Annotated in this window: 15 protein-coding genes; 8 read left to right on the top strand and 7 right to left on the bottom strand. The window is 73.0% G+C overall.

The annotated features are described in order from the left end of the window. Nucleotides 1–382 precede the first annotated feature (382 nt). Both glgX and ACWDX7_RS12120 read left to right on the top strand, forming a co-directional pair. Nucleotides 383–2611, top strand: a complete 2229-nt coding sequence (gene glgX, locus ACWDX7_RS12125) for a glycogen debranching protein GlgX (protein ID WP_451490051.1) — start codon at nucleotides 383–385, stop codon at nucleotides 2609–2611. Between the two features lie 194 nt (nucleotides 2612–2805). Beyond that, nucleotides 2806–3528 carry a CDP-alcohol phosphatidyltransferase family protein gene (locus ACWDX7_RS12120; RefSeq protein ID WP_451490033.1) on the top strand — a complete coding sequence of 241 codons (723 nt, stop codon included), beginning with the start codon at nucleotides 2806–2808 and terminating at the stop codon, nucleotides 3526–3528. Here the strand turns inward: ACWDX7_RS12120 and ACWDX7_RS12115 are convergent. Then, the gene (locus tag ACWDX7_RS12115) at nucleotides 3509–4009 is read right to left on the bottom strand and encodes an adenylyltransferase/cytidyltransferase family protein (RefSeq protein ID WP_451750331.1); all 501 of its coding nucleotides are present in this window, start codon (nucleotides 4007–4009) and stop codon (nucleotides 3509–3511) included. The two genes, ACWDX7_RS12120 and ACWDX7_RS12115, sit on opposite strands and share 20 nt — an antisense overlap. Nucleotides 4010–4181: 172 nt before the next feature. On the opposite strand from ACWDX7_RS12115, the gene ACWDX7_RS12110 reads away from it, so the two are divergent. Genes ACWDX7_RS12110 through ACWDX7_RS12100 form a run of 3 tightly spaced genes read left to right on the top strand, consistent with a single transcriptional unit; the run spans nucleotide 4182 to nucleotide 8346 of the window. Then, nucleotides 4182–5387, top strand: coding sequence for a glycosyltransferase (locus ACWDX7_RS12110; protein ID WP_451488395.1), 1206 nt, complete (start codon nucleotides 4182–4184; stop codon nucleotides 5385–5387). After that, nucleotides 5384–7132, top strand: coding sequence for a lipopolysaccharide biosynthesis protein (locus ACWDX7_RS12105; protein WP_451488138.1), 1749 nt, complete (start codon nucleotides 5384–5386; stop codon nucleotides 7130–7132). Before ACWDX7_RS12110 ends, ACWDX7_RS12105 begins: the two co-directional genes overlap by 4 nt. Continuing rightward, nucleotides 7129–8346 carry a hypothetical protein gene (locus ACWDX7_RS12100; protein ID WP_451488137.1) on the top strand — a complete coding sequence of 406 codons (1218 nt, stop codon included), beginning with the start codon at nucleotides 7129–7131 and terminating at the stop codon, nucleotides 8344–8346. Before ACWDX7_RS12105 ends, ACWDX7_RS12100 begins: the two co-directional genes overlap by 4 nt. 163 nt (nucleotides 8347–8509) lie before the next feature. Here the strand turns inward: ACWDX7_RS12100 and ACWDX7_RS12095 are convergent, their stop codons facing one another. Next, nucleotides 8510–10009 carry a hypothetical protein gene (locus tag ACWDX7_RS12095; RefSeq protein WP_451491322.1) on the bottom strand — a complete coding sequence of 500 codons (1500 nt, stop codon included), beginning with the start codon at nucleotides 10007–10009 and terminating at the stop codon, nucleotides 8510–8512. Nucleotides 10010–10130: 121 nt separating this feature from the next. Here ACWDX7_RS12095 and ACWDX7_RS12090 point away from each other — a divergent pair, with 121 nt between their 5' ends. Beyond that, nucleotides 10131–10670, top strand: coding sequence for a WcaF family extracellular polysaccharide biosynthesis acetyltransferase (locus tag ACWDX7_RS12090; protein WP_451491206.1), 540 nt, complete (start codon nucleotides 10131–10133; stop codon nucleotides 10668–10670). Continuing rightward, the gene (locus ACWDX7_RS12085; protein ID WP_451491207.1) at nucleotides 10667–11809 is read left to right on the top strand and encodes a glycosyltransferase; all 1143 of its coding nucleotides are present in this window, start codon (nucleotides 10667–10669) and stop codon (nucleotides 11807–11809) included. Before ACWDX7_RS12090 ends, ACWDX7_RS12085 begins: the two co-directional genes overlap by 4 nt. Here the strand turns inward: ACWDX7_RS12085 and ACWDX7_RS12080 are convergent. The 4 genes from ACWDX7_RS12080 to gmd form a co-directional block, all read right to left on the bottom strand. After that, nucleotides 11806–12024, bottom strand: a complete 219-nt coding sequence (locus ACWDX7_RS12080) for a DUF6458 family protein (RefSeq protein WP_451491208.1) — start codon at nucleotides 12022–12024, stop codon at nucleotides 11806–11808. The genes ACWDX7_RS12085 and ACWDX7_RS12080 overlap by 4 nt on opposite strands. Before the next feature lie 195 nt (nucleotides 12025–12219). Beyond that, nucleotides 12220–12900, bottom strand: coding sequence for a hypothetical protein (locus ACWDX7_RS12075; RefSeq protein ID WP_451491209.1), 681 nt, complete (start codon nucleotides 12898–12900; stop codon nucleotides 12220–12222). An 83-nt stretch (nucleotides 12901–12983) separates the two neighbouring features. Then, entirely contained in the window at nucleotides 12984–15764 is a 2781-nt protein-coding gene (locus ACWDX7_RS12070) for a CBM96 family carbohydrate-binding protein (protein ID WP_451491210.1), read from the bottom strand. A 250-nt stretch (nucleotides 15765–16014) separates the two neighbouring features. Beyond that, nucleotides 16015–17028 carry a GDP-mannose 4,6-dehydratase gene (gene gmd, locus ACWDX7_RS12065; protein WP_451491211.1) on the bottom strand — a complete coding sequence of 338 codons (1014 nt, stop codon included), beginning with the start codon at nucleotides 17026–17028 and terminating at the stop codon, nucleotides 16015–16017. 563 nt (nucleotides 17029–17591) lie between these two features. Between gmd and ACWDX7_RS12060 the strand changes: the two genes are divergently transcribed. Further along, on the top strand, nucleotides 17592–18536 hold the full coding sequence (locus ACWDX7_RS12060; RefSeq protein ID WP_451491212.1) for a GDP-L-fucose synthase family protein: 945 nt from the start codon (nucleotides 17592–17594) through the stop codon (nucleotides 18534–18536). A gap of 15 nt (nucleotides 18537–18551) precedes the next feature. Here the strand turns inward: ACWDX7_RS12060 and ACWDX7_RS12055 are convergent, their stop codons facing one another. Next, the gene (locus ACWDX7_RS12055; RefSeq protein WP_451491213.1) at nucleotides 18552–20027 is read right to left on the bottom strand and encodes a sugar transferase; all 1476 of its coding nucleotides are present in this window, start codon (nucleotides 20025–20027) and stop codon (nucleotides 18552–18554) included. Nucleotides 20028–20049: the final 22 nt, after the last annotated feature.

Below are 20049 nucleotides of genomic sequence, written 5' to 3'. Positions count from 1 at the left end.
AGAACAGTGTGAAGGACCAGACGGGGGCGGGCCCGGGCCGGGACGCCGGGGCGCACTCCCCAGGTCCTGTCCGGGCGGTCCTCGCGGACCGGCCCCCGTGCGGGGGCCCGCGAGGACCGCCCGGACAGGACCTGACCCCCGACGGTACCCAGAGCCGTGGAGGCGGGCAGTGTCGAGCGCAGCCGAGCAAGAGGCGGTGGAAGCCGTCGGGAACGCCGGGGACGCCACGAGCGCGGTGCGGAGCAGCGGCGAGGCCGCGCCCGTACCGCGTACCGATGGCCGGACGGACGGTCAGGAGGACGCAGAAGGGCCCGGCGGGCCAAGCGGGCCGGACCGGCCGGACGGCCGCAGGAACGGCCAGTCGAACGGCTCGCCGAACGGCCTGACGAACGGCCAGGTCAAGGGGCAGGTCAACGGGCAGGCGCCCAAGGCCTCCGCCCGCCCGGGACCACCGGTGTGGCCGGGATCCGCCCATCCCCTGGGCGCCCGTTTCCACATCGGTCCGGGCGGCACGGCGGGCACCAACTTCGCCGTGTGGGCGCAGGGCGCGGAGGCGGTGGAGCTCTGCCTCTTCGACCCGCCGGGGCCCGGTGGCACCGAGGCCGCGGAGACCCGGTGCGCGCTGACCGAGCTGACGCACGAGATCTGGCACGGCTTCGTGCCGGGCGTGCGCCCCGGGCAGCGGTACGGATTCCGTGTGCACGGCCGCTGGGACCCCTGGACGGGCATGCGGCACAATCCGGCGAAGCTGCTGCTGGATCCGTACGCCCGGGCCGTGGACGGGGACTTCACGCTGCCGCCGGAGGTGTACGGGCACGTCCGCGACTGGCCGCAGCAGTACATCGCCGACACGGTGCGCGACGACCGGGACTCGGCGCCGTACGTCCCCAAGGGGGTCGTGGTCCACGATGACGACGACTGGGCGGACGACATCCGGCCGAAGACCCCCTGGGCCGATTCGGTGATCTACGAGCTGCACGTGCGCGGCTTCACGATGCGCCATCCGGGTATTCCCGAGCAGCTGCGGGGCACGTACGCGGGCCTCGCCCACCCGGCGGCGATCGAGCACCTGGTCCAGCTCGGCGTGACGGCGGTCGAGCTGCTGCCGGTGCACCAGTTCGCGCACGAGGACCACCTGCTGCGCCGCGGGATGCGCAACTACTGGGGCTACAACTCGGTCGGCTACTTCGCCCCGCACGCCGGATACTCCGCCTCCGGTACGGCCGGGCAGCAGGTCGGGGAGTTCAAGCGGATGGTCCGGGCCCTGCACGCGGCCGGCATCGAGGTCATCCTCGACGTGGTCTACAACCACACGGCGGAGGCGGGCGAGCTCGGTCCGACGCTGTCGCTGCGCGGCATCGACAACCGGGGCTACTACCGGCTCCAGAACGACCAGCGCCGGTACGCGGACTACACGGGCTGCGGGAACACCCTCCACGCAGGGCGCCCGCACGTACTGCGCCTCATCACCGACTCCCTGCGGTACTGGGTGACGGAGATGGGGGTGGACGGATTCCGCTTCGACCTGGCGGCGGCGCTGGCCCGCTCGATGCACGACGTGGACATGCTCTCGCCGTTCCTGGCGGTCATCGCCCAGGACCCCGTGCTGCGGCGGGTCAAGCTGATCGCCGAGCCGTGGGACGTGGGCTCCGGGGGCTACCAGGTGGGGGCGTTCCCGCCCCTGTGGACGGAGTGGAACGACCGCTACCGGGACGCCGTACGGGACTTCTGGCGGGGCGCGCTGCCCGACGTGCGGGACCTGGGCTACCGGCTGTCCGGGTCGAGCGACCTGTACGCCTGGGGCGGGCGGCGCCCGTACGCCTCGGTGAACTTCGTGACCGCGCACGACGGTTTCACCTTGCGCGACCTCGTGAGCTACGAGCGCAAGCACAACGAGGCCAACGGGGAGGAGAACCGGGACGGGACCAACGACAACCGGTCGTGGAACTGCGGCGCCGAGGGCGAGACGGACGACGCGGGGATCGCGGCACTGCGGCGGCGGCAGCTGCGCAACCTGCTGACGACGCTGCTGCTGTCGACGGGCGTGCCGATGCTGGTGGCGGGGGATGAGTTCGGGCGCACGCAGGACGGCAACAACAACGGCTACTGCCAGGACAACGAGCTGGGGTGGGTGGACTGGTCGCTGCTGGAGGATCCGGCCTGGCAGGAGCTGTTCGCCCTGACCCGGCGGCTGATCTCGCTGCGCTTCACGCATCCGGTGCTGCGGCGGCGGGCGTTCTTCTCCGGTCGGCCGCAGGCGGCGGACGGGCTGCGGGACCTGGCCTGGTTCACCTCGCAGGGCGCGGAGATGACCGAGCGGGACTGGTACGCGCCCGCCGCCTCGCTCGGGATGTACCTGTCCGGGCGGGACATTCCGGGCCGCGACGAACGGGGCCGCCAGGTGACGGACGACAGCTTCCTGGCGCTGCTGCACGCCGGGGACGGGCCGGTGGACTGGGTGCTGCCGGGAGCGCCGTGGGCGACGGCCTACGAACTGGTGCTGGACACCTCCCGCGAGGACCAGGCGGCCCCGCCGGACAGCCGCCACCGGGCGGGGCAGCCGCTGACGGTCCCGGCCAGGTCGGTGATGCTGCTGAGGGTGGTGAGCTGACCCCGGGATCCCCGGGACCTCGGCTGCGCCGCTGGTGGCGGCGGCGCTCGTGGCCGTCGCGCGTCCGTCCGGACCGCTGCTTCCGGACGTACGGGTACATCCCGAGCGGCCACCGCCGTCCGCCCTGCGATGATGTGCCCGTCGTACACGCGTGCGCCTGGACGCGCGTGCCGTCGAGGGGGTCAGGGGTGCGCATGGGGAGAGTCGGAACCGCGCTGCGGGAGCTGCGCGGGGCGCAGAAGCCGGCGAAGGGCGTATCGCTCTATTCGCGGTACGCCAATCGGCCCGCCGGGCGGTACCTGGCCGCCGGCTCCTACGCGCTGGGGCTCAGCCCGAATCAGGTGACGCTGGTCAGCGCCGCCTTCAGCTTCGCCGCCGCGGCGGCGCTCGCCCTGGCCGCGCCCTCGTGGGGGCTGGGGATCGCGGTGTGGGCGTTGCTCGCGGCCGGCTTCGCCTTCGACTCGGCGGACGGCCAACTGGCCCGGCTGCGCGGGGGCGGCAGCGCCGCGGGCGAATGGCTGGACCACGTCGTCGACTGCGCCAAGCTGACGGCGCTGCACACCTGCGTGCTGATCGCCTTCTACCGCTTCCCCGAGGCGTACGGGACCGGCGCCGACGGGTGGCTGCTGGTGCCGCTGGGCTTCCAGTTCGCCGCGGTCGTCACCTTCTTCGGCGGGCTGCTGACCGAGAAGCTCAAGCCCCGGCCGGCGCCGGGAAGTCCCGCCGCCGCCCCCTCGACCCTGCGCGCGGTGGCGTTGCTGCCGGTGGACTACGGGGTGTTCTGCCTGGTCTTCCTGCTGCTCGGCGGCGGGGAGCTGTTCCGCTGGGCGTACGCGGGCTTCGGCGCGGTGGCCGGGCTCTTCCTGCTCGCCTTCCTCGCGAAGTGGTTCCGGGAGCTCAGCGCAGTTCGGCGGTGAGCGGTCCTTGCTGCTGGTGCGGTCCGGCGAGCGCGTCCAGTGCCCGGCGCAGCTGGGTGCTGGAGGTGTGCACGGTGTAGGGGAAGTAGACGACCTCGACGCCGTGCGCGGCGAAGTCCCGCTCCAGCCGGTCGCCCTTGGGGGTGCCGCGCCAGTCGTCGCCCTTGAAGATGACGTCGAAGCGGACCTGCTTCCAGGTCTCCACCTTGTCCGGGACGGTCTCGACGAAGGCGGCGTCCACGTACTTCACACTGCGGACGATCTCCAGCCGCTCGACGAGCGGGATCATCGGGCGGCGCCCCTTGGCCAGTTCGGCCATTTCGTCGGACACCACTCCGGCCACCAGGTAGTCGCACTGACTGCGCGCGTGGCGGAGGATGTTGAGATGTCCGATATGGAACAGGTCGTAGGCACCCGGGGCATAGCCGACCCGGTACGCCCCGGGGAGGCTCCGCCGCGCGGGCACGCCAAGGTCCGACATGTCCTGCTCCATCATTCGTTACCCCCCAGAAGCCACACCCCCCGGTGTGGCGGATTAGCAGACAATAGCGTGCACGTTCCCCACCATGCGGGTGAACGAATAGGGTGACGTGCGCACCATCCAGGGGAGAAGGGGACGCTCAGTGTCCATATCCGGTCACCGGCGCCTGCTGCTGGTCTCCACCAATTACGCTCCGGAACACGCGGGGATCGGGCCCTACGCCACCCAGATAGCGGAGCACTGGGCGGATCTCGGCCACGAGACGCATGTCCTCGCCGGAATGCCGCACTATCCGGCCTGGTCGCTGGAGCCGCAGTACAAGGGGGCGCTGCGGCGCACGGAACAGCGCGCGGGGGTCACCGTACACCGGCGCGCGCACACCGTACCGCCGCGCCAGACCGCCGTGAAGCGGGCCCTGTTCGAAGGATCGATCCTGCTGCACGGCTCCGTGGCCCCGCCCCGGATGCCGAGGCCGGACGCGGTCCTGGCGCAGATGCCGAGCCTGGCCGGCGGGGTCCTCGCCGCCCGGCTGGCGGCGAGGTGGAAGGTCCCGTACGTCCCGGTCGTCCAGGACCTCATGGGCGCCGCCGCCGCGCAGAGCGGGATCAGCGGCGGCGACAAGGCCGCCGCGATCGCCGGCCGCGCCGAGGCGTACGCCCTCAAGCGGGCCACGCTCGTCGGCGTCATCCACGAGACCTTCGTGGACCGGGTCGTCGGCATGGGCGTGGACCCGCGGAAGATCCGCCTCGTCCCCAACTGGTCGCACGTCGCCGTGCCCACCAAGCCGCGCGGCGAGACCCGGCGCCACCTCGGCTGGGCGCCCGGCCAGACGGTCGTCCTGCACTCCGGCAACATGGGCCTCAAACAAGGCCTCGAAGTCCTCGTCGGCGCCGCCCGGCTGGACCCGAGCGTCCGTTTCGTCCTCATGGGAGACGGCAGCCGGCGCGCGGCGCTGGCGGAACTCGCGGCAGACGTACCGAATCTGGACATCATGCCCCCTGCCGCTGACGGCGAGTTCCCGGATATCCTCGCGGCGGCGGACGTCCTCGCGGTCACGCAGCGCGCGGCCGTACTGGACATGAGCGTGCCGTCGAAGCTCACCTCCTACTTCCAGACGGGCCGGCCCGTCGTCGCGTCCGTCGCGGCGCAGGGCGGCACCGCCCAGGAGGTGGAACGTTCGGGCGCGGGGGTGCTCGTGGCGCCGGAAGACCCCCAGGCCCTGCTGAAGGCCGTACGGTCCCTGGCCGAGGACCCGGCGGCGGCGGACGCGCTGGGAGCGGCCGGGCCCCGCCACGTGGCGGCCCACCTGAGCCGTGAGGCGGGCCTGGCCCGCATCGACGCACTGATGGACGAAGCACTTGGGGGTCGCCAGCCGTGATCGAGACCAACCGGTCGGCAGCGGCCCCCGCCGAAGACGAGCCCGACCTCCTGCGGGACCAGTTCCGCCAGCTCCTGCGCTACCGGCGGCTCATCGGCGCGGGCATCGGCATCGGGCTGCTGGGCGGCGTCTACCTGGGCATCTCCACCGCCGACACCTACGTCGCGACCGCGGACATCGTCCTGCGCGCGCCCACCGACGACCCGTTCAACCCGAGCCTCGCCCCCGACAAGGCGATCAACATCGGCTCGGAGCGCCAGGTCGCGCTCAGCTCGTCCATAGCCAACGAGGCCGCCAAGAAACTCGGCGTGTCTGCGGCCGATTTCGCCGCCCTGCGCAGCGGCCTGCAGGTGACCAACCCGCCGCAGAGCATGGTGCTCCGCTTCACCTACACCGCGGCCTCCCCCAAGGAGGCCGCCAAGCGCGCCAACGCGATGACCGACGCCTACCTGCTCAAGCGGCAGGAAGCCCTCGACCTCACCCGCGACCAGATGGTCAAGGGCTACAAGGCCCAGCGCGACCCCGTCGCCAAGCAGCTCGACGAGCTGTCCAAGGAGATCGCCCGGATGCCGGCCGGCGCCGCGCGCGACGCCGCCACCTCCACCCGGACCGACCTGCAGAGCGAGGTCGGCCGCTACAACGGCAGCATCACCAAGCTCGAAGCCCTCGACATGACCCCGGGCCGGGTCACCAGCCAGGCCGTCCCGCCCTCGGCGCCCGACGGTCCGGGCATCCCCATGTCGCTCGCGCTCGGCGCGGCCGTGGGGCTCGCGCTGGGTCTGCTCGCCGCCTGGGTGCGGCTCGTCTTCGACCCCGCGCCGCGCTCCGAGGGCGATGTGGCGCGGGCCCTGCGAGCGCCCGTACTGGGCTCCCTGCCGCGGGACAAGACCGGTGGGGGCCCGCTGCTCGCCGCCGGTGAGGCCGATCCGCGGCTCGCCGAGGAGTACCGCTCGGTGGCCTTCCGCCTCGCCTACGACTCCCGCTTCGCCGACCGGCGCCGGCTGCTCGTCGTCGCCCCGCGCGGCAGCAGCGAGACCGCCGCCGCGGTGGCGGTGAACCTCGCCGCCTCCTTCGCGGAGACCGGCAAGAACGTCCTGCTCATCGAGGCCGACCTGCGCACCCCGGTTCTGGCCAGCCAGCTGCCGACCGAAGCGGACGGCCGGCCGCGCCGGAACCAGCCACCCGGCGGGCCGGCCGCCGAGGGGCGCCCCGGCCAGGCCGCGGACTCCGAATGGCCGGCCGGACGCCAGCTCGTCGTGGACGCCGGTGAGTCGGGGGCCTTCGACCTGATCCCGGGCGAGCGGGCCCGCAACGTGGCCCGCGCCCTGACCTCCCCGCGCGCCACCCGGCTGATCTCCGAGGCCGACTCCCCCAACTCCACCGTCGTCGTACTGGCGCCGCCCGTGCTCTCGTACGCCGACGCCCTCGCCCTCGTCGACCGCGTCGACGGCGTCCTGGTGGTCTGCGACCCGCGCGCCGTCCACCGCACCGACCTGTCCCGGATCCGCGAACTGATCAGCGGCGCCGGCGGTACCGTGCTCGGCGCGGTGCTGCACGCGCCGCTGCCCGGCGAGAAGCGCGGCCGCGGCAAGGGCTCTGACGGCGCGCCCGGCCCGGCCGGCGCCGCCCCGTGGCCTTCCGAGCCGCAGCCGATCCCGTACGAGGTGGCCCGGGCCGAGCAGCACATCCCGGGCGACGGCACCGACACGGTGGCGCTGCGCACGGTCCGCACGGGCCGGCGGTGAGCCGGCGCGGCCTCGCGGCGGTCGCGTCGGTTCTGGACCAGGCCGCCTCCAGCGCCACGAACATCCTGGTGCTGGTGCTGGCCGCCCGGCTGTCCTCGGCGTCCGGCTTCGCGGACTTCTCGATGGTGTACGTGACCTTCAGCGTGCTCCTCGGACTGAACATGGCCTACGTCGGCCAGAGCCTCGTACTGGAGAAGGGCCCGGGCCTCGGGGCGGCCTGCCGCTCCTCCGTCGCCTTCACCGCGGCGGCGTCGGCCGCGGCCGGGGCGGCGCTGGCCCTCGTCGGCCTGCTGGTGCCCGGAGCTGCGGGCCGGGCCTTCCTCGCCCTGGGCTTCGTCCTGCCGCTGGTCCTGCTCCAGGACGGCCTGCGGTACTGCTTCTCCGCGCTGCGGACGCCCGAGCGGGCGCTCGCCGCCGACGCGCTGCGGCTGGTGTGCGTGGTCGCGGCGCTCGCCCTTCAGCCCGAAGGGGCCTCGGCGGGACGGCTGGTGCTGGTGTGGGGCCTGTCCGCGCTGCCTGCGCTGACGCTCGGACTGTGGCTGCTGCGGCCGTACGTGCGCGGTGCGCGTGTCTCCTTGCGCCCGTACCTGCTCCGGGGCCACCTCGGGCGGCGGTTCGCGGTCGAGTTCGCGGTGGGCAACGGCTCCAGCCAGCTCGCGGTGCTGGGCCTCGGCGTCTTCGCCACACCGCTGGCGGTCGGCGCGCTGCGGGGGGCGACCACCGTCTTCGGGCCGCTGAACGTGCTGTTCAACTCCGCGAACGCCTTCGCCCCTCCGGTGCTGGGGGGCCTCAACGGCAAGCGAGCCACGGTCCGGGCGACGGCTCTGCTGGGCCTCGTGCTGGCGGCGGTCGGCGCGGGCTGGGCGACCGTCCTGTGCCTGCTGCCCGACCGGCCGGGCCGCGAACTCCTGGGCGACACCTGGGGGGCGGCGGCCGCACTGCTGCCCGCGACGGGTGTCCAGTACGCCGTGATGGGGCTGGGGACCTGCGGGCTGCTCACGCTGCGGGTGCTCGCGCCGAAGGCCACGCTCTCCTTGCAGGTGGTCTTCTCGCTGCTGTCGGTGGTGTTCCTGGTGGGCGGCTACGCGCTGGGCGGGGCGGTCGGCGCCGCGTGGGGGCTGGCGGCGGGCTCGGCCCTGAAGGCGGCGGCCGCGTGGTGGCGGGTCGCCCGCTTGCGGGTGGCCGCGCCGGCGGTCGGGGCGCTGGCGGCGTAGGCGCGGTGGGCGAGGCGCGGTGGGCGAGGCGCGGTGGGCGAGGCGCGGTGGGCGAGGCGCGGTGGGCGAGGCGCGGTGGGCGAGGCGCGGTGGGCGAGGCGCCGCGGGCGGTAGGCCGTGGGCGGTAGGCGGTGGGCGGTAGGCGCTGGGCAGGACCTCGGCCTCAGCGCAGGGTGGTGGACCGGTCCTGGCGGTACGTCGCCACCAGAGCCAGGCACAGCGCGGCGATCGCTACGCGCCCCGAGGCCTGGAGCAGCGGCCCGCGCAGCAGGATGAAGGAGTAGCCGGCGACAAGGGGGACCACCACCGAGATCAGGCTCCCCGGCGGAGCCCGGCGGGTGGCCCGCTTCGCGTACCGCCGGTCGACGCGGGCGGACGCGTACCCCATGGCCAGCAGTCCCCCGCCCATGCCCAGCGGCCCGAAGTCGATCCACAGCTCCGCCCAGATGGGGGAGGACAGGTTCGTGTTGACGGTGCCCATCCACTGGCCCACCATCACGCCCGTGTCGCGCGGCTTGCCGGGCCAGACGGCGCGGGGCACCGCGAAGAAGACCGATCCGGCGAGCTGGCGCCCGTAGAAATGACCGGGGCCGGAGTGCGAGTAGGTGATGGTGTTCGCGAACATGCCGATCTGGTCGTAGTCCTTGAGCGCCATCGGCTCCAGGAAAGAGGTCGTCTCGACCGGCTTGTAGTTCTTCTCGTCGTAGCGGAAGCGGTCCGCGAAGGGGAAGACGAGCAGCGCCACGACCACAGCCATCGACAGGGCCACCCGGTACATCGCGGCGCTCACCGGGAAGACGGTGAAGAGCAGGGCGAACATGACGGTCAGGAACCAGTAGCGCGGGTTCGAGATCGGATTGTTGACCACCAGGTTCAGTGCGGCGAGCGCCGCCCAGGTGACGATGACGGAGACCTTGCGGCGGGCGAACTCCGAGGTGACCAGCCAGCGCGTGTAGAGCAGCAGCGCGAGCAGCGCCGGCACCGTGCCGAAGCCGCGCAGGAGGGCCTGGCCGGCCTGTCCGTCGCCGTTGGAGACGCCCGCTTCCTCGATCCCCGCGATGATCTCCTGGCGGCTGGAGAAGAAGACGGCCGGACCGCCGAGCTTCATGACGAAGGCCGCGCTGCATCCGAAGGCCAGGACCGTGAGCAGCTGGAGCCGCCGCTTGTGGGCCATGACCGGGCGCTGTTCCTTCTGGGAGCCGCCGGCGCGGCCGGCCGGCCGGTGCCGGGCGAGCAGGACGCCGACGTCGAAGGCGGTGCAGCCCAGCAGGACCAGGCCGATGGCGAGGGTGAGGTCGGAACGGGGGCCGACGACGGGTGTCGGGACCTGGCCGAGGACGGCCTGCGCGAGCGGGGCCACGCCCATGGCCATGTAGACGAAGAGCCAGAAGGAGCCCTGGAGCAGCTTGCGCCGGCTGGTGAGCACCATCGCGGAGAGGCGGGCGCCCGCGTACATGGTGAGGAGCAGCTGGAGCCAGAAGGCCGCGTCCCGGGCGCCGGCGCCGGACTGGACGGCGACGAACAGCGGCAGGAAGACGGTGAATCCCAGCGCGAGCGGTACGGACAGCGCCCGGGAGAGCAAGGTCCGCGGCGTGGTGCCCCTCCCCCACCGCGTCTCGTCCTCGTACGCCGCCTCCACGGCCGGCAGGGAGGCCTTGCGCATGTCCGTTGCCACTGCCGCCCCCACCCCATGTGCCTGGTCCGCGCGCAGTCTAGTCTGAGCGGTCGGTGCCCGGGGAGGCGCCGGTGGGGGTGGAGCTGGGCATGACCGAGGGGGGCTTCCGTTGCGTGATCTACCTGCCTTCACGCTGGCCGGATACGACAAGGGGCGCGGGCTGCTGACGCAGGCGCTCTGGTTCGCCGTGATGAACACGCTGTTCATGGCGTGGTTCTGCCCGGCGCGGCTGCGGGTCGCGCTGCTGCGGGCGTTCGGGGCGAAGATCGGCGAAGGGGTGCTGATCCGGCACAAGGTGCGCGTGCTGTGGCCCTGGAAGCTGACGGTCGGGGACCACACCTGGATCGGCGAGGGTGCCTGGCTGCTGAACCTGGAGCCGGTGACGATCGGTTCGCACGTGTGCGTCTCGCAGGAGGCGATGCTGTGCACCGGCTCGCACGACCACCGCGCCGCCGGCTTCGGTTACCGCAACGCGCCGATCGTGGTGGAGGACGGCGCGTGGGTGGCGGTACGGGCCACCGTGCTGGCCGGGGTCACCGTGGGCCGCTGCGCGGTCGCGGGCGCCGGGGCCGTCGTACACCGGGACCTGCCCGAGCTGACCCTGCAGACGATGGACGGGCGGCGCCGCCCGGTCGAGGAGCCCAAGTGAGAGTCCTGCACGCCGTTACGCTGCACTCGCCCTCCCATGCCTTCGGCGGCCCGGTACGGGTGGCGCTGAATCTCGCCAAGGGGCTGCGGGCCCGGGGCCACGAGGCGCGGCTGCTGGCGCTCGGCGAGGGCTTCGACCCCTGGCCGTCCCGCGTGGAGGGCGTCCCCGCCAAGCTCTTCCCGGCGCGGCGCCTGCTGCCCCTGGGCTTCAGCGGGATGACCTCGCCGGCGCTGCTGGCCTCGGCGGGGCGCCTGGTGCGGGAGGCGGATCTCGTGCACGTACACCTCGCGCGGGACCTGGTGACCCTGCCCGTGGCGCTGGCGGCGCTGCGGGCCGGCAAGCCGCTGGTGCTGCAGACCCACGGGATGGTGGACCCGAGCGAGAAGCTGCTGGCCAAGGTCCTGGACGCGGTGGCGGTACGGCGGCTGCTGCGCGGCGCGGACGCGGTGCTGTATCTGACCGCGCACGAGCGCGACGCCCTGGACGCGGTGGCCGGCGCGCCGCTGGCCGGGGCGCTCCGCCTGGTCAACGGCACCCCGGCGCAGGAGGAGCGCCCCGCCCCGGCCGGGCCGCCCCGCATCCTGTACTCGGCGCGCCTGCAGGCCCGTAAGCGGCCGGTCGACTTCGTGGACGCGGCTCCGGCGGTGCTCGCCGCGCACCCGGACGCGCGGTTCGTGGTGGCCGGCCCGGACGAGGGCGAGCTCGGGGCCGTACGGGCCCGCGTCGCCGCCCTGGGCCTGTCGGACCGTTTCGCGGTCCCGGGGGCCCTTTCCAGTGCGGAGGTCCTGGCGGAACTGCGCCGGGCGCACGTCTACGTACTGCCCTCCGTGGAGGAGCCGTTCCCGATGTCGGTCCTGGAGGCGCTCTCCGTGGGCGTCCCCTCGGTGGTGACCCACTCCAACGGCCTGGCCCGCGACATCGCGGCGGCGGGGGCCGGCCTGGCGGTCGACCCCGGCCCCGCCGGAGTCGCCGCGGCCGTCCTGGCGCTGCTGGACCCGGCCGCCAATGCCACCGCCTCCCGGTCGGCGCGCGAACTGGCCGCCGGCTCCTTCTCGATGGACGCCGTCCTGGACACCCTGATCCCGGTGTACGAATCGGCGTACGGATCGGCGCGGCACGCCGGGCCCCACAGAACCTAGATCACGTCGCGGCGGTGTTCCTCGACCACCGGGATCGCGCCCGCGGTGCGGCGGCGTTTGAGGACGCTCGTGTAGACGGCGAGGCCGATGGCTCCCACCGCCATCATGATCAGGCCGACCAGATCGAGGTCGACGCTGCGCATCTCCCAGTCGGTGGCGAAGGTGAGGATGGCCCCCACCACGATCAGGCCGATGCAGCCACCCAGGCCTCCCATAGGACTCGCCTCTCCAGTTGACGACGTGGTCACGCTCTGGATACGCGGTTACCCGCAGGCGGGATGCGAAAACGCCCCCGAGGACCGGCAGTTCGGTCTCGGGGGCGCTGACGTACGCGGGCGGACGGGGCAATACGCCCAGGGTGCCGCCTTCGGATCTCGCGGGCCGGGCCCGCGCGGCCCGGTGCCGGGCCCTTACGCCGGCACCCACGCGTAGCAGCCCGCGGAGGTGAACTCCGCGGTGCCCGCCGGGATGGTCGCGGTGATCTTGTCGCCCGCCTTGAGGGGGGCTTCGGGGCCCGAGGCCAGGACCGAACCGTCCTTGCCCTTCGCCTCCCAGGTGCAGTTGACGGCCTGCGTCAGCGCCCGGTAGGTGCCCGCCGCCGGCGACGGGCGCGGACCCTCGGCGAAGCCCTTCTCGGCCGCCGCCAGGATCGGCTTCTGCTCCGGGCACAGGTGCGTGATCGAGTCCTTGGCATCCGGGATCTCGCCGGTGATGACCGCTCCGGTCGCGGCGTCCTTGTCCCGCTTCGCGGTGCGCTCCACCCGCTGGCAGGCCTCGTGGCCGGTCTGGAGGACGGCCGCCGGGTCGGTCTTCTCCGGTACGCGCCCGCTCAGGTACTTCCGCTCCTGCTCCGTGAAGCTGCCCGTCTTCGGCTTGAGTGCGGAGTCCGGCAGGACGGGTCCCGTGGGCTTCGCGTCGGGCGCCGGGGCCGACGGTGGCGGGGCGTCGGCCGGATCCGGCACGGGGGCCGTGGCCGGCGGCTTGGCCTTCACCGGCCCGTCGGAGTCGGCCTTGTCCCCGCCCGAACCGCAGGCGGTCAGCGTCAGGGCGGCGGTCAGCAGAACGGCGGCCGCCGCGGAGCGTCGGTACATCAGTGGGCTCCCGTACTTACTGGGTGGGACAGGTGTGCGGGGCCCGGCCGGCTAGCCGGGCCCCGCACACCGTCAGGCGGTTTCTACTTTCCGAAGGTGAGGACCAACTGCGGAGTCCCCTGCGCTGCCGTCGCCTCCGCGGACCAGATCCACAGCGGGTCGGTGCCGGTGCTCTTCAGCCCCAGGCTGTACCCGCTGCCCAGCACCGCGGACAGGGCGGTGGTGTCCAGCGGGACGGAGTGGACCGCCGAACCGTCCGGCACGCCCGCGAGGGTGCCCAGCACGGTGGTGCCGAGGGTGGGCTTGGTGTTGAAGGTGGTGCTCGCGCCGCTCCAGGTGCCGGTGACCGGGACCACGGACACGGTGTCGGCGGTGCCGGCGCCCGTCTGCGTCGTGGTCTTGATCTGCAGCGTGGCGGACTTCAGGACCTGACCGGCCGGGGCGGCCGGGAGGTTGAAGCGCAGGTACGTCTCGTACGCCGAGGTGCCGCGCACCGCGAGCGAGGTGGACGTGCCGTAGGCGGTGCCCGGTGCGCCCTGGTTGATGTAGGTGTCCTCGGTCGCGCTGATCTGGGAGACCGTGTCGGAGGGGGCCTTGGCCAGGTCGAAGTGGTTCTTGACCTGGGCCTGGGTGAGCACCTTGGGGTAGACGGCCGTCTCGTCGATCTGGCCGGCGAAGAAGTTGCTCACGGGGCGGTTCGGCCAGCCGGCGAGGTTGTCGCCGCCGACGTGCCAGAAGCCCGCGTACTGGGCGGAGTCCTTGACGTCCAGCGTGCCCTTGCTCTGGCCGTCGACGTAGAGGGCCATGCCGCCGGGGCCCTGGGTCGCGACCACGTGGTGCCACTTGTTGTCGTTGTAGGTGTCGAACAGACCGGTGGAGATGGTCCGGGCGGAGCCGTTGTGGACGCCGAAGACCAGTCGGCCGGCGCTGGTCATGTAGATGTGCTTGTCGTACGTGCCGCTGTTGCGGGTGGTGTTGTTGCCGAAGCCGACCAGCTTGCCGCCGCGCGTGGTGCCGGTCTTGAACCAGGTCTCGATGGTGTAGGCGCTGCCGACCGTCTGGCGGTGGTCGCTGTGCACCTGCTGGCTGGTGCCGTTGAAGCCCATCGCTGTGCTGGGACCGGTGACGGCGCCGGGGGTCTGGCGCAGGGCCGGGGCGTTGACCTGGATGCCGCTGGTGTTGCCGCCGTTCGAGGAGTCGGCGACGTAGGGGCTGGAGGTGTCGTCGTAGCGCCAGTACAGCTGGGCGCCGTCCGCGCGGACCTGGTTCGGGTACGCCTGCACCGAGGCCGGGACCGTGACGGAGGAGGTGGCCGACAGGGCGCTGGTGTTGCCCGCCCCGTCGGTCGCGGTCACGCGGTAGGTGTAGGACTGGCCGGCCTTGACGGTGGTGTCGGTCCAGGAGGCCTGCGGCCGTTCCCACTCCAGGGAGCTCGCGGTGACGGAGGCGATCGGGGTGGCCGAACCGTCGCGGTAGATCCGGTAGGTCAGCTTGCTGTCGTCGGCGTCGTAGCTGGTGCGCCAGCGCACCTGGGCCTCGCCGGGCTTGACGCTGGCGGCGCTGGCGACCGGCGTGGTGGGGGCGCCGACGTCGCCGGTGGAGGCGAAGCGGGTGAGGGCCTGCTGCGGCTTGCCGTTGATGAGGGTGAACTCGCCGCCCACCCACATGTACTCGACGTCGTTCTTCTGCGCGACGGCCATGACGCGCGGGCCGATGCCCTCGCCGAGGCCGTCGTTGGCGGTGGGGTGCCAGCCCAGCTTGCCCGGCCCGCGCACGAATCCGTTCACGGGCGCGGGGGCGGCGCCTTCGTGGTCGGTCGGCTGGGCGAGCAGGAAGTGCCGCTTGCCGTCGGGGAACTCGTTCTCGGTGGAGCAGTCGTGCGCGTGGGAGGAGCTGTAGAGCACTCCGTCGTACGGCAGGACGAACTGCGTCGCGCCCAGGCAGCGGTCGCGCCACTTCTCGCCGAAGTCGCTGAGCCGCAGGCCGATGCGGCCGTCGAAGACGCCGCCGCCCGATCCCTCGTTGCCCGTGTAGAAGCCGGTGGCGTCGGTGGAGATGTCCTTGACGACCGAGTTCGACGGGATGTTCGTGTAGGTCTTGGTCACCGCACCGGTGGTGGCGTTGACCACGGCGAGGGCGTGCGTGTTGGCGCCGTTGACGCTGAAGAAATCGCCCCCGAGCAGCACGTTCTTGCCGTCCGGGGTGACCTCGATCGCACGGCCCGGCTCGTCGGCGTTGGCGGTGAAGGGCTTGAGCGCACCGGAGGTGGCGTCGACCGCGGCGAACCGCTCGCGGGTCTGGCCCTCGACGGTGCCGAAGTCGCCTGCCGCGTAGAGCGTGTTGTCGTCGGAGACCGCGAGCGACCGCACGGTGGCGGGGAAGCTCGGGTGGAAGGACGGCTTGGGCGTGCAGGTCGCGATGTCGATCGCGGCGACGCTGGAGACGGGGGTGCCGTTGACGGCGCCGAAGGAGCCGCCCGCGTACAGGGTCTTGCCGTCCTTGGAGACGACCAGCGTACGCACGGTGGCACTGCCTTCGCTGATGGTGAAGGCGAGCTTGCAGGAGGTGGGGACGCCCGTCGCGGCGTCGAGCGCGACGAAGTTCACGGCCTCCCGCTCCGTGCCGCTGCCGGCCCCGTCCGGCGGGCGGACCGCCGAGAAGGTGCCGCCGGCGAAGACGGTGCCGTTCGCCTGGGCCATGGCCCAGACGATGCCGTTCGGCTGCCAGGTGGGCAGCGCGTCGGCGGTGAATGCCACCGGCGGCGTGATGGCGGACGCCTGAGGCATCAGCACCAGGCCTATACCGGTGCCGGCGCCGGCCAGTGACAGGACGAGGGCAGCAGTCAGCCCTCTGGATCTACGCATGAGCCCCCCAGGGCAATGGCCCGGTTTGATGGCTGGAACTATCCGAACAGCCATATGTACTGGCGCAGACTAAGGCTCATGCTGGGCCCGGTCACCCCACTTGCCCCCATTGCGTACCAACTTGGAATGAACGGGTTCAGCTGGAGGGCGCACTTCGGACATACGGCGGGCGTGCCCCGGTCCGGGTCACGCCCGCACACACCGCACGAACGTGACGCAGACACGGCAAACCTAGGGGCAATATAAGGCCTCAGCGGTCGACGCGAACGCTCGCGCCCGCCAGTTGGTCCTCGACCTGGCGGATGTCTGCGTCCACCATGATCTTCGCCAGTTCCGCGACCAGGACCGTCGGCTTCCAGCCGAGCAGGTCATGAGCCTTGGAGGCGTCGCCGATGAGCGCGTCCACCTCGCTGGGGCGCTCGTACTTGGGGTCGTAGCGCACGTGCTCGTTCCAGTCGAGACCCGCGTGGGCGAAGGAGGCCTCGACGAACTCGCGGACGGTCGCGGCCACGCCGGTGGCGACGACGTAGTCCGTCGCCTCGTCCTGCTGGAGCATGCGCCACATGGCGTCCACGTACTCCGGGGCGTAACCCCAGTCGCGGACGGCGTCGAGGTTGCCGAGGTAGAGCTTCTCCTGCAGACCGGCCTTGATACGGGCGACCGCGCGGGTGATCTTGCGGGTCACGAAGGTCTCGCCACGGCGCGGGGACTCGTGGTTGAAGAGGATCCCGTTGACGGCGAACATGCCGTACGCCTCGCGGTAGTTCACCGTGGTCCAGTACGCGAAGACCTTCGCGGCGCCGTACGGGCTGCGCGGGTGGAAGGGGGTCCCCTCGTTCTGCGGCGGCGGAGTCGCGCCGAACATCTCCGAGGACGAGGCCTGGTAGATGCGGGTGTCGATGCCGCTGGCGCGGATCGCCTCCAGCAGGCGCAGCGCGCCGAGGCCGGTCACGTCACCGGTGTACAGGGGCGCGTCGAAGGAGACCCGCACATGCGACTGGGCGCCGAGGTTGTAGACCTCGTCGGGGCATATCTCGCGCAGCAGGTTCACCAGGGCGACGCCGTCGGAGAGGTCGGCGTGGTGCAGGACGAAGGACCGGTTGGGGGCCTGCGGATCCTGGTAGATGTGATCGATCCGCTCCGTGTTGAAGCTGGAGGACCGCCGCACCAGACCGTGCACCGTGTAGCCCTTGGAGAGCAGGAGCTCGGCGAGGTACGAGCCGTCCTGGCCGGTGACGCCGGTGATCAGTGCGGTCTTGGCCATGTGTGGTCCCCCTGGGTGTCGTTGCGGTTCGCCGGATGCGGTACGGATGAGCGTGTGCGGGTGGTCGGCCGAGGGCCTCGGCAGGACGCCCCCGCTGCGGGCCGGGCGCCCGGCGCCGGATGCGTACCGTACACGCCGGCCCGGGCCGCCTCGGCGCCGGTCGGCCGTCCGGCCACAGCCCGCGGATGCGGTGCGCGGAGCGGGGCGCCGCCCGGCCCAGGAGGGCCGGCGGCCGAAGCCCGGGCGCGGGCCGGGAGCGCGGGACGGCCCGGAGCCCGGGACGGGCCGAACGGGCGGCCTGCCCGCGACGGCGGCGGGCCGAGATCGGCGCCGAGCCGCGGATACCGCGCGCCGGAGCCCCGGACCGGCCGCATGCGCGCAGCGCCGAATCCGTGGGCGCACCCGCCCCGTCCGCCCCGGCGGCACGCCGAAGCCCGCGGCCGGACCGGACCGGCCGTGCCGGCGCGGCACGCCGGGCGCCGCACGCCGGGCGCGGCCGTGCCGGGCCGGCGGTAGCCGGACCACTGCCACCCCCGCGGGAGCGGACTGGCATCATCGGCGGTATGACAAGTTCGCTGCCGCTCCTGCCCCCGCACGCCCGCGTCTTCGTCGCGGGCCACCGCGGCCTCGTGGGGTCCGCGGTCGTCCGGCGGCTCACCGCCGACGGTCACGAGGTGCTCAGCCGGGGACGCGCGGAGCTCGACCTGCGCGACGCCGCCGCGACGGAGGCGTACCTCAAGGACGTCCGCCCGGACGCCGTCGTGCTGGCCGCCGCCAAGGTCGGCGGGATCATGGCCAACAGCACGTACCCGGTGCAGTTCTTGGAGGACAACCTCAAGATCCAGCTGAGCGTCATCGCCGGGTCGCACGCGGCCGGGGTCGGGCGCCTGCTCTTCCTCGGCTCCTCCTGCATCTACCCGAAGCTGGCTCCGCAGCCGATCCGCGAGGAGGCCCTGCTGACCGGCCCGCTGGAGCCGACCAACGAGGCCTACGCCCTCGCGAAGATCGCCGGCATCGTCCAGGTCCAGTCGTACCGCAAGCAGTACGGGGCCTCGTACATCTCGGCCATGCCGACCAATCTCTACGGCCCGGGCGACAACTTCGACCTGGAGTCCTCGCACGTGCTGCCCGCCCTCATCCGGCGTTTCCACGAGGCCGCCGCCGAGGGCCGCGAGGAGGTGACCCTGTGGGGTTCGGGCACTCCGCGCCGGGAGTTCCTGCACGTCGACGACCTGGCGGCGGCCTGTGCGGTGCTGCTCGGCGGCTACGACGGTGACGAGCCCGTCAACATCGGCTGCGGCGAGGACCTGACCATCCGGGAGCTGGCCGAGACGGTCGCCGAGGTGACGGGCTTCCGGGGCCGCCTGGCCTGGGACACCTCCAAGCCGGACGGGACCCCGCGCAAGCTCCTCGACGTCAGCCGTCTGACGGCGCTCGGCTGGAAGCCGGCCGTCCCGCTGCGGGACGGCATCGCGGCCACGTACCGGTGGTGGCGCGAGCAGGGCTGACCTCATCCGGCGCCCTCAGTACGCTCCGCGACCGTCGACGACGGCGCGGAGCGTGCGGCCCATGACGTCGACGTCGCTGGTGAAGGACCAGTTGTCGACGTACTGCAGGTCCAGCTGAATCGTTTCGTCCCAGGACAGGTCCGACCGCCCGCTGATCTGCCACAGGCCTGTCATCCCGGGGCGCACGGTGAGCCGGCGCAGCTCGACCTCGTCGTACTTCGCCACCTCATCCGGCAGCGGCGGGCGCGGGCCGACCAGCGACATGTCGCCGGCCAGCACATTGAGCAGCTGCGGCAGTTCGTCCAGCGAGGTGCGGCGCAGGAGCCGGCCGACGCGGGTCACCCGGGGGTCGCGGCGCATCTTGAACATCAGGCCGTCGTGTTCGTTGGCCCCGGACAGCTCGGCCTTGCGGGCATCGGCGTCGGCGACCATCGTGCGGAACTTCCACATGACGAACGGGGCGCCGTCGCGGCCGATGCGCCGCTGCCGGTAGAAGGCCGGGCCGCGTGAGCCGAGGCGTATCGCCAGCACGATCGCGAGGAACAGCGGCGACAGGAGCAGCAGCCCGAGCGCGGCTCCGGCGCGGTCCAGGGCCGACTTGAGCAGGGTCTGGACCCCGGCGCTCACCGGCGGCGCGACCCGCAGCACCGCGAGCCCCCCGGCGGACAGGGTCTCCAGCCGCTTGACGGACACCTCCACGAGCCCGGGGAAGACGGCGAGTTCGAGCCCGGCGTCGTGCAGCGCCCAGGCGACCCGGCGCAGCCGCTCCCCCGAGATCCGCGCCCCGGGGGCGACCAGCACCAGGTCGGCGTCGAGGCGGCCGACGGCGTCGAGCACGGCCGCGGAGTCGCCGCTCAGCGGCTGCGGCATGTCGGCGTCGAGCCGGGCCGCGACGGGCACGCCGCTGACGAGGGAGCCGACGCCGACCGGGACGACGCCGACGACGACGTACGGATGGTCGGTGCGGGCGGCGAGGCGTGCGATGAGGTCCTCGGCGGCATCGGGCTCGCCGACGACCAGGACCCGGCTGACGGCCTGGGCCTCGCGGCGGGCCGCCGAGAGGTGGCGGTACGTCAGCTTGTGGCAGGCGACGGTGATGAGGAGGGCCGGCAGCAGGGCTCCGAGCGCGGCCAGCCGGGGCGTGCTCTCGCCGGTGACGACGCGGGCCACCGCGAGGACGCCGATCAGAATCAGCCAGTCGTGCAGTACGGGCAGCACCCCGCGGGATTCCCCGAGCAGCCGGGCGGTGTACCGGCGCCGCAGCGCCTGCACGCCGGTCCACGCGAGGGCGGCGACGAGGGCGCAGTACGCCGGCCTGACCTGCTGCGCGGCGTCGAAGACGAGCCCTACGGGCAGGGCTGCGCCGACGAAGTCCGTGGCGACCGCGGCCGGCAGGTACCAGCGGGCCTTGTCACCGAGCCGACGCGCGGGCGCCGATGGCTTCCGGGCCGATCCGGCCACTCTTTGCGCAGGAAAATGGACATGCCTCATGGGCCCCCCTGGCACGTGGTCT

The organism is Streptomyces sp. NPDC003034 (assembly GCF_053591375.1).
This window is presented reverse-complemented; position numbering and strand designations above follow the sequence as displayed.

What these genes read in the sequence shown, in the direction of transcription:
- ACWDX7_RS12120 (WP_451490033.1), top strand. Translation starts at nt 2,806, where the DNA reads ATGGGGAGAGTCGGAACCGCGCTGCGGGAGCTGCGCGGGGCGCAGAAG.
- ACWDX7_RS12115 (WP_451750331.1), bottom strand. Translation starts at nt 4,009, where the DNA reads ATGTCGGACCTTGGCGTGCCCGCGCGGCGGAGCCTCCCCGGGGCGTAC.
- ACWDX7_RS12095 (WP_451491322.1), bottom strand. Translation starts at nt 10,009, where the DNA reads ATGCGCAAGGCCTCCCTGCCGGCCGTGGAGGCGGCGTACGAGGACGAG.
- ACWDX7_RS12080 (WP_451491208.1), bottom strand. Translation starts at nt 12,024, where the DNA reads ATGGGAGGCCTGGGTGGCTGCATCGGCCTGATCGTGGTGGGGGCCATC.
- ACWDX7_RS12075 (WP_451491209.1), bottom strand. Translation starts at nt 12,900, where the DNA reads ATGTACCGACGCTCCGCGGCGGCCGCCGTTCTGCTGACCGCCGCCCTG.
- ACWDX7_RS12070 (WP_451491210.1), bottom strand. Translation starts at nt 15,764, where the DNA reads ATGCGTAGATCCAGAGGGCTGACTGCTGCCCTCGTCCTGTCACTGGCC.
- gmd (WP_451491211.1), bottom strand. Translation starts at nt 17,028, where the DNA reads ATGGCCAAGACCGCACTGATCACCGGCGTCACCGGCCAGGACGGCTCG.
- ACWDX7_RS12060 (WP_451491212.1), top strand. Translation starts at nt 17,592, where the DNA reads ATGACAAGTTCGCTGCCGCTCCTGCCCCCGCACGCCCGCGTCTTCGTC.
- ACWDX7_RS12055 (WP_451491213.1), bottom strand. Translation starts at nt 20,027, where the DNA reads ATGAGGCATGTCCATTTTCCTGCGCAAAGAGTGGCCGGATCGGCCCGG.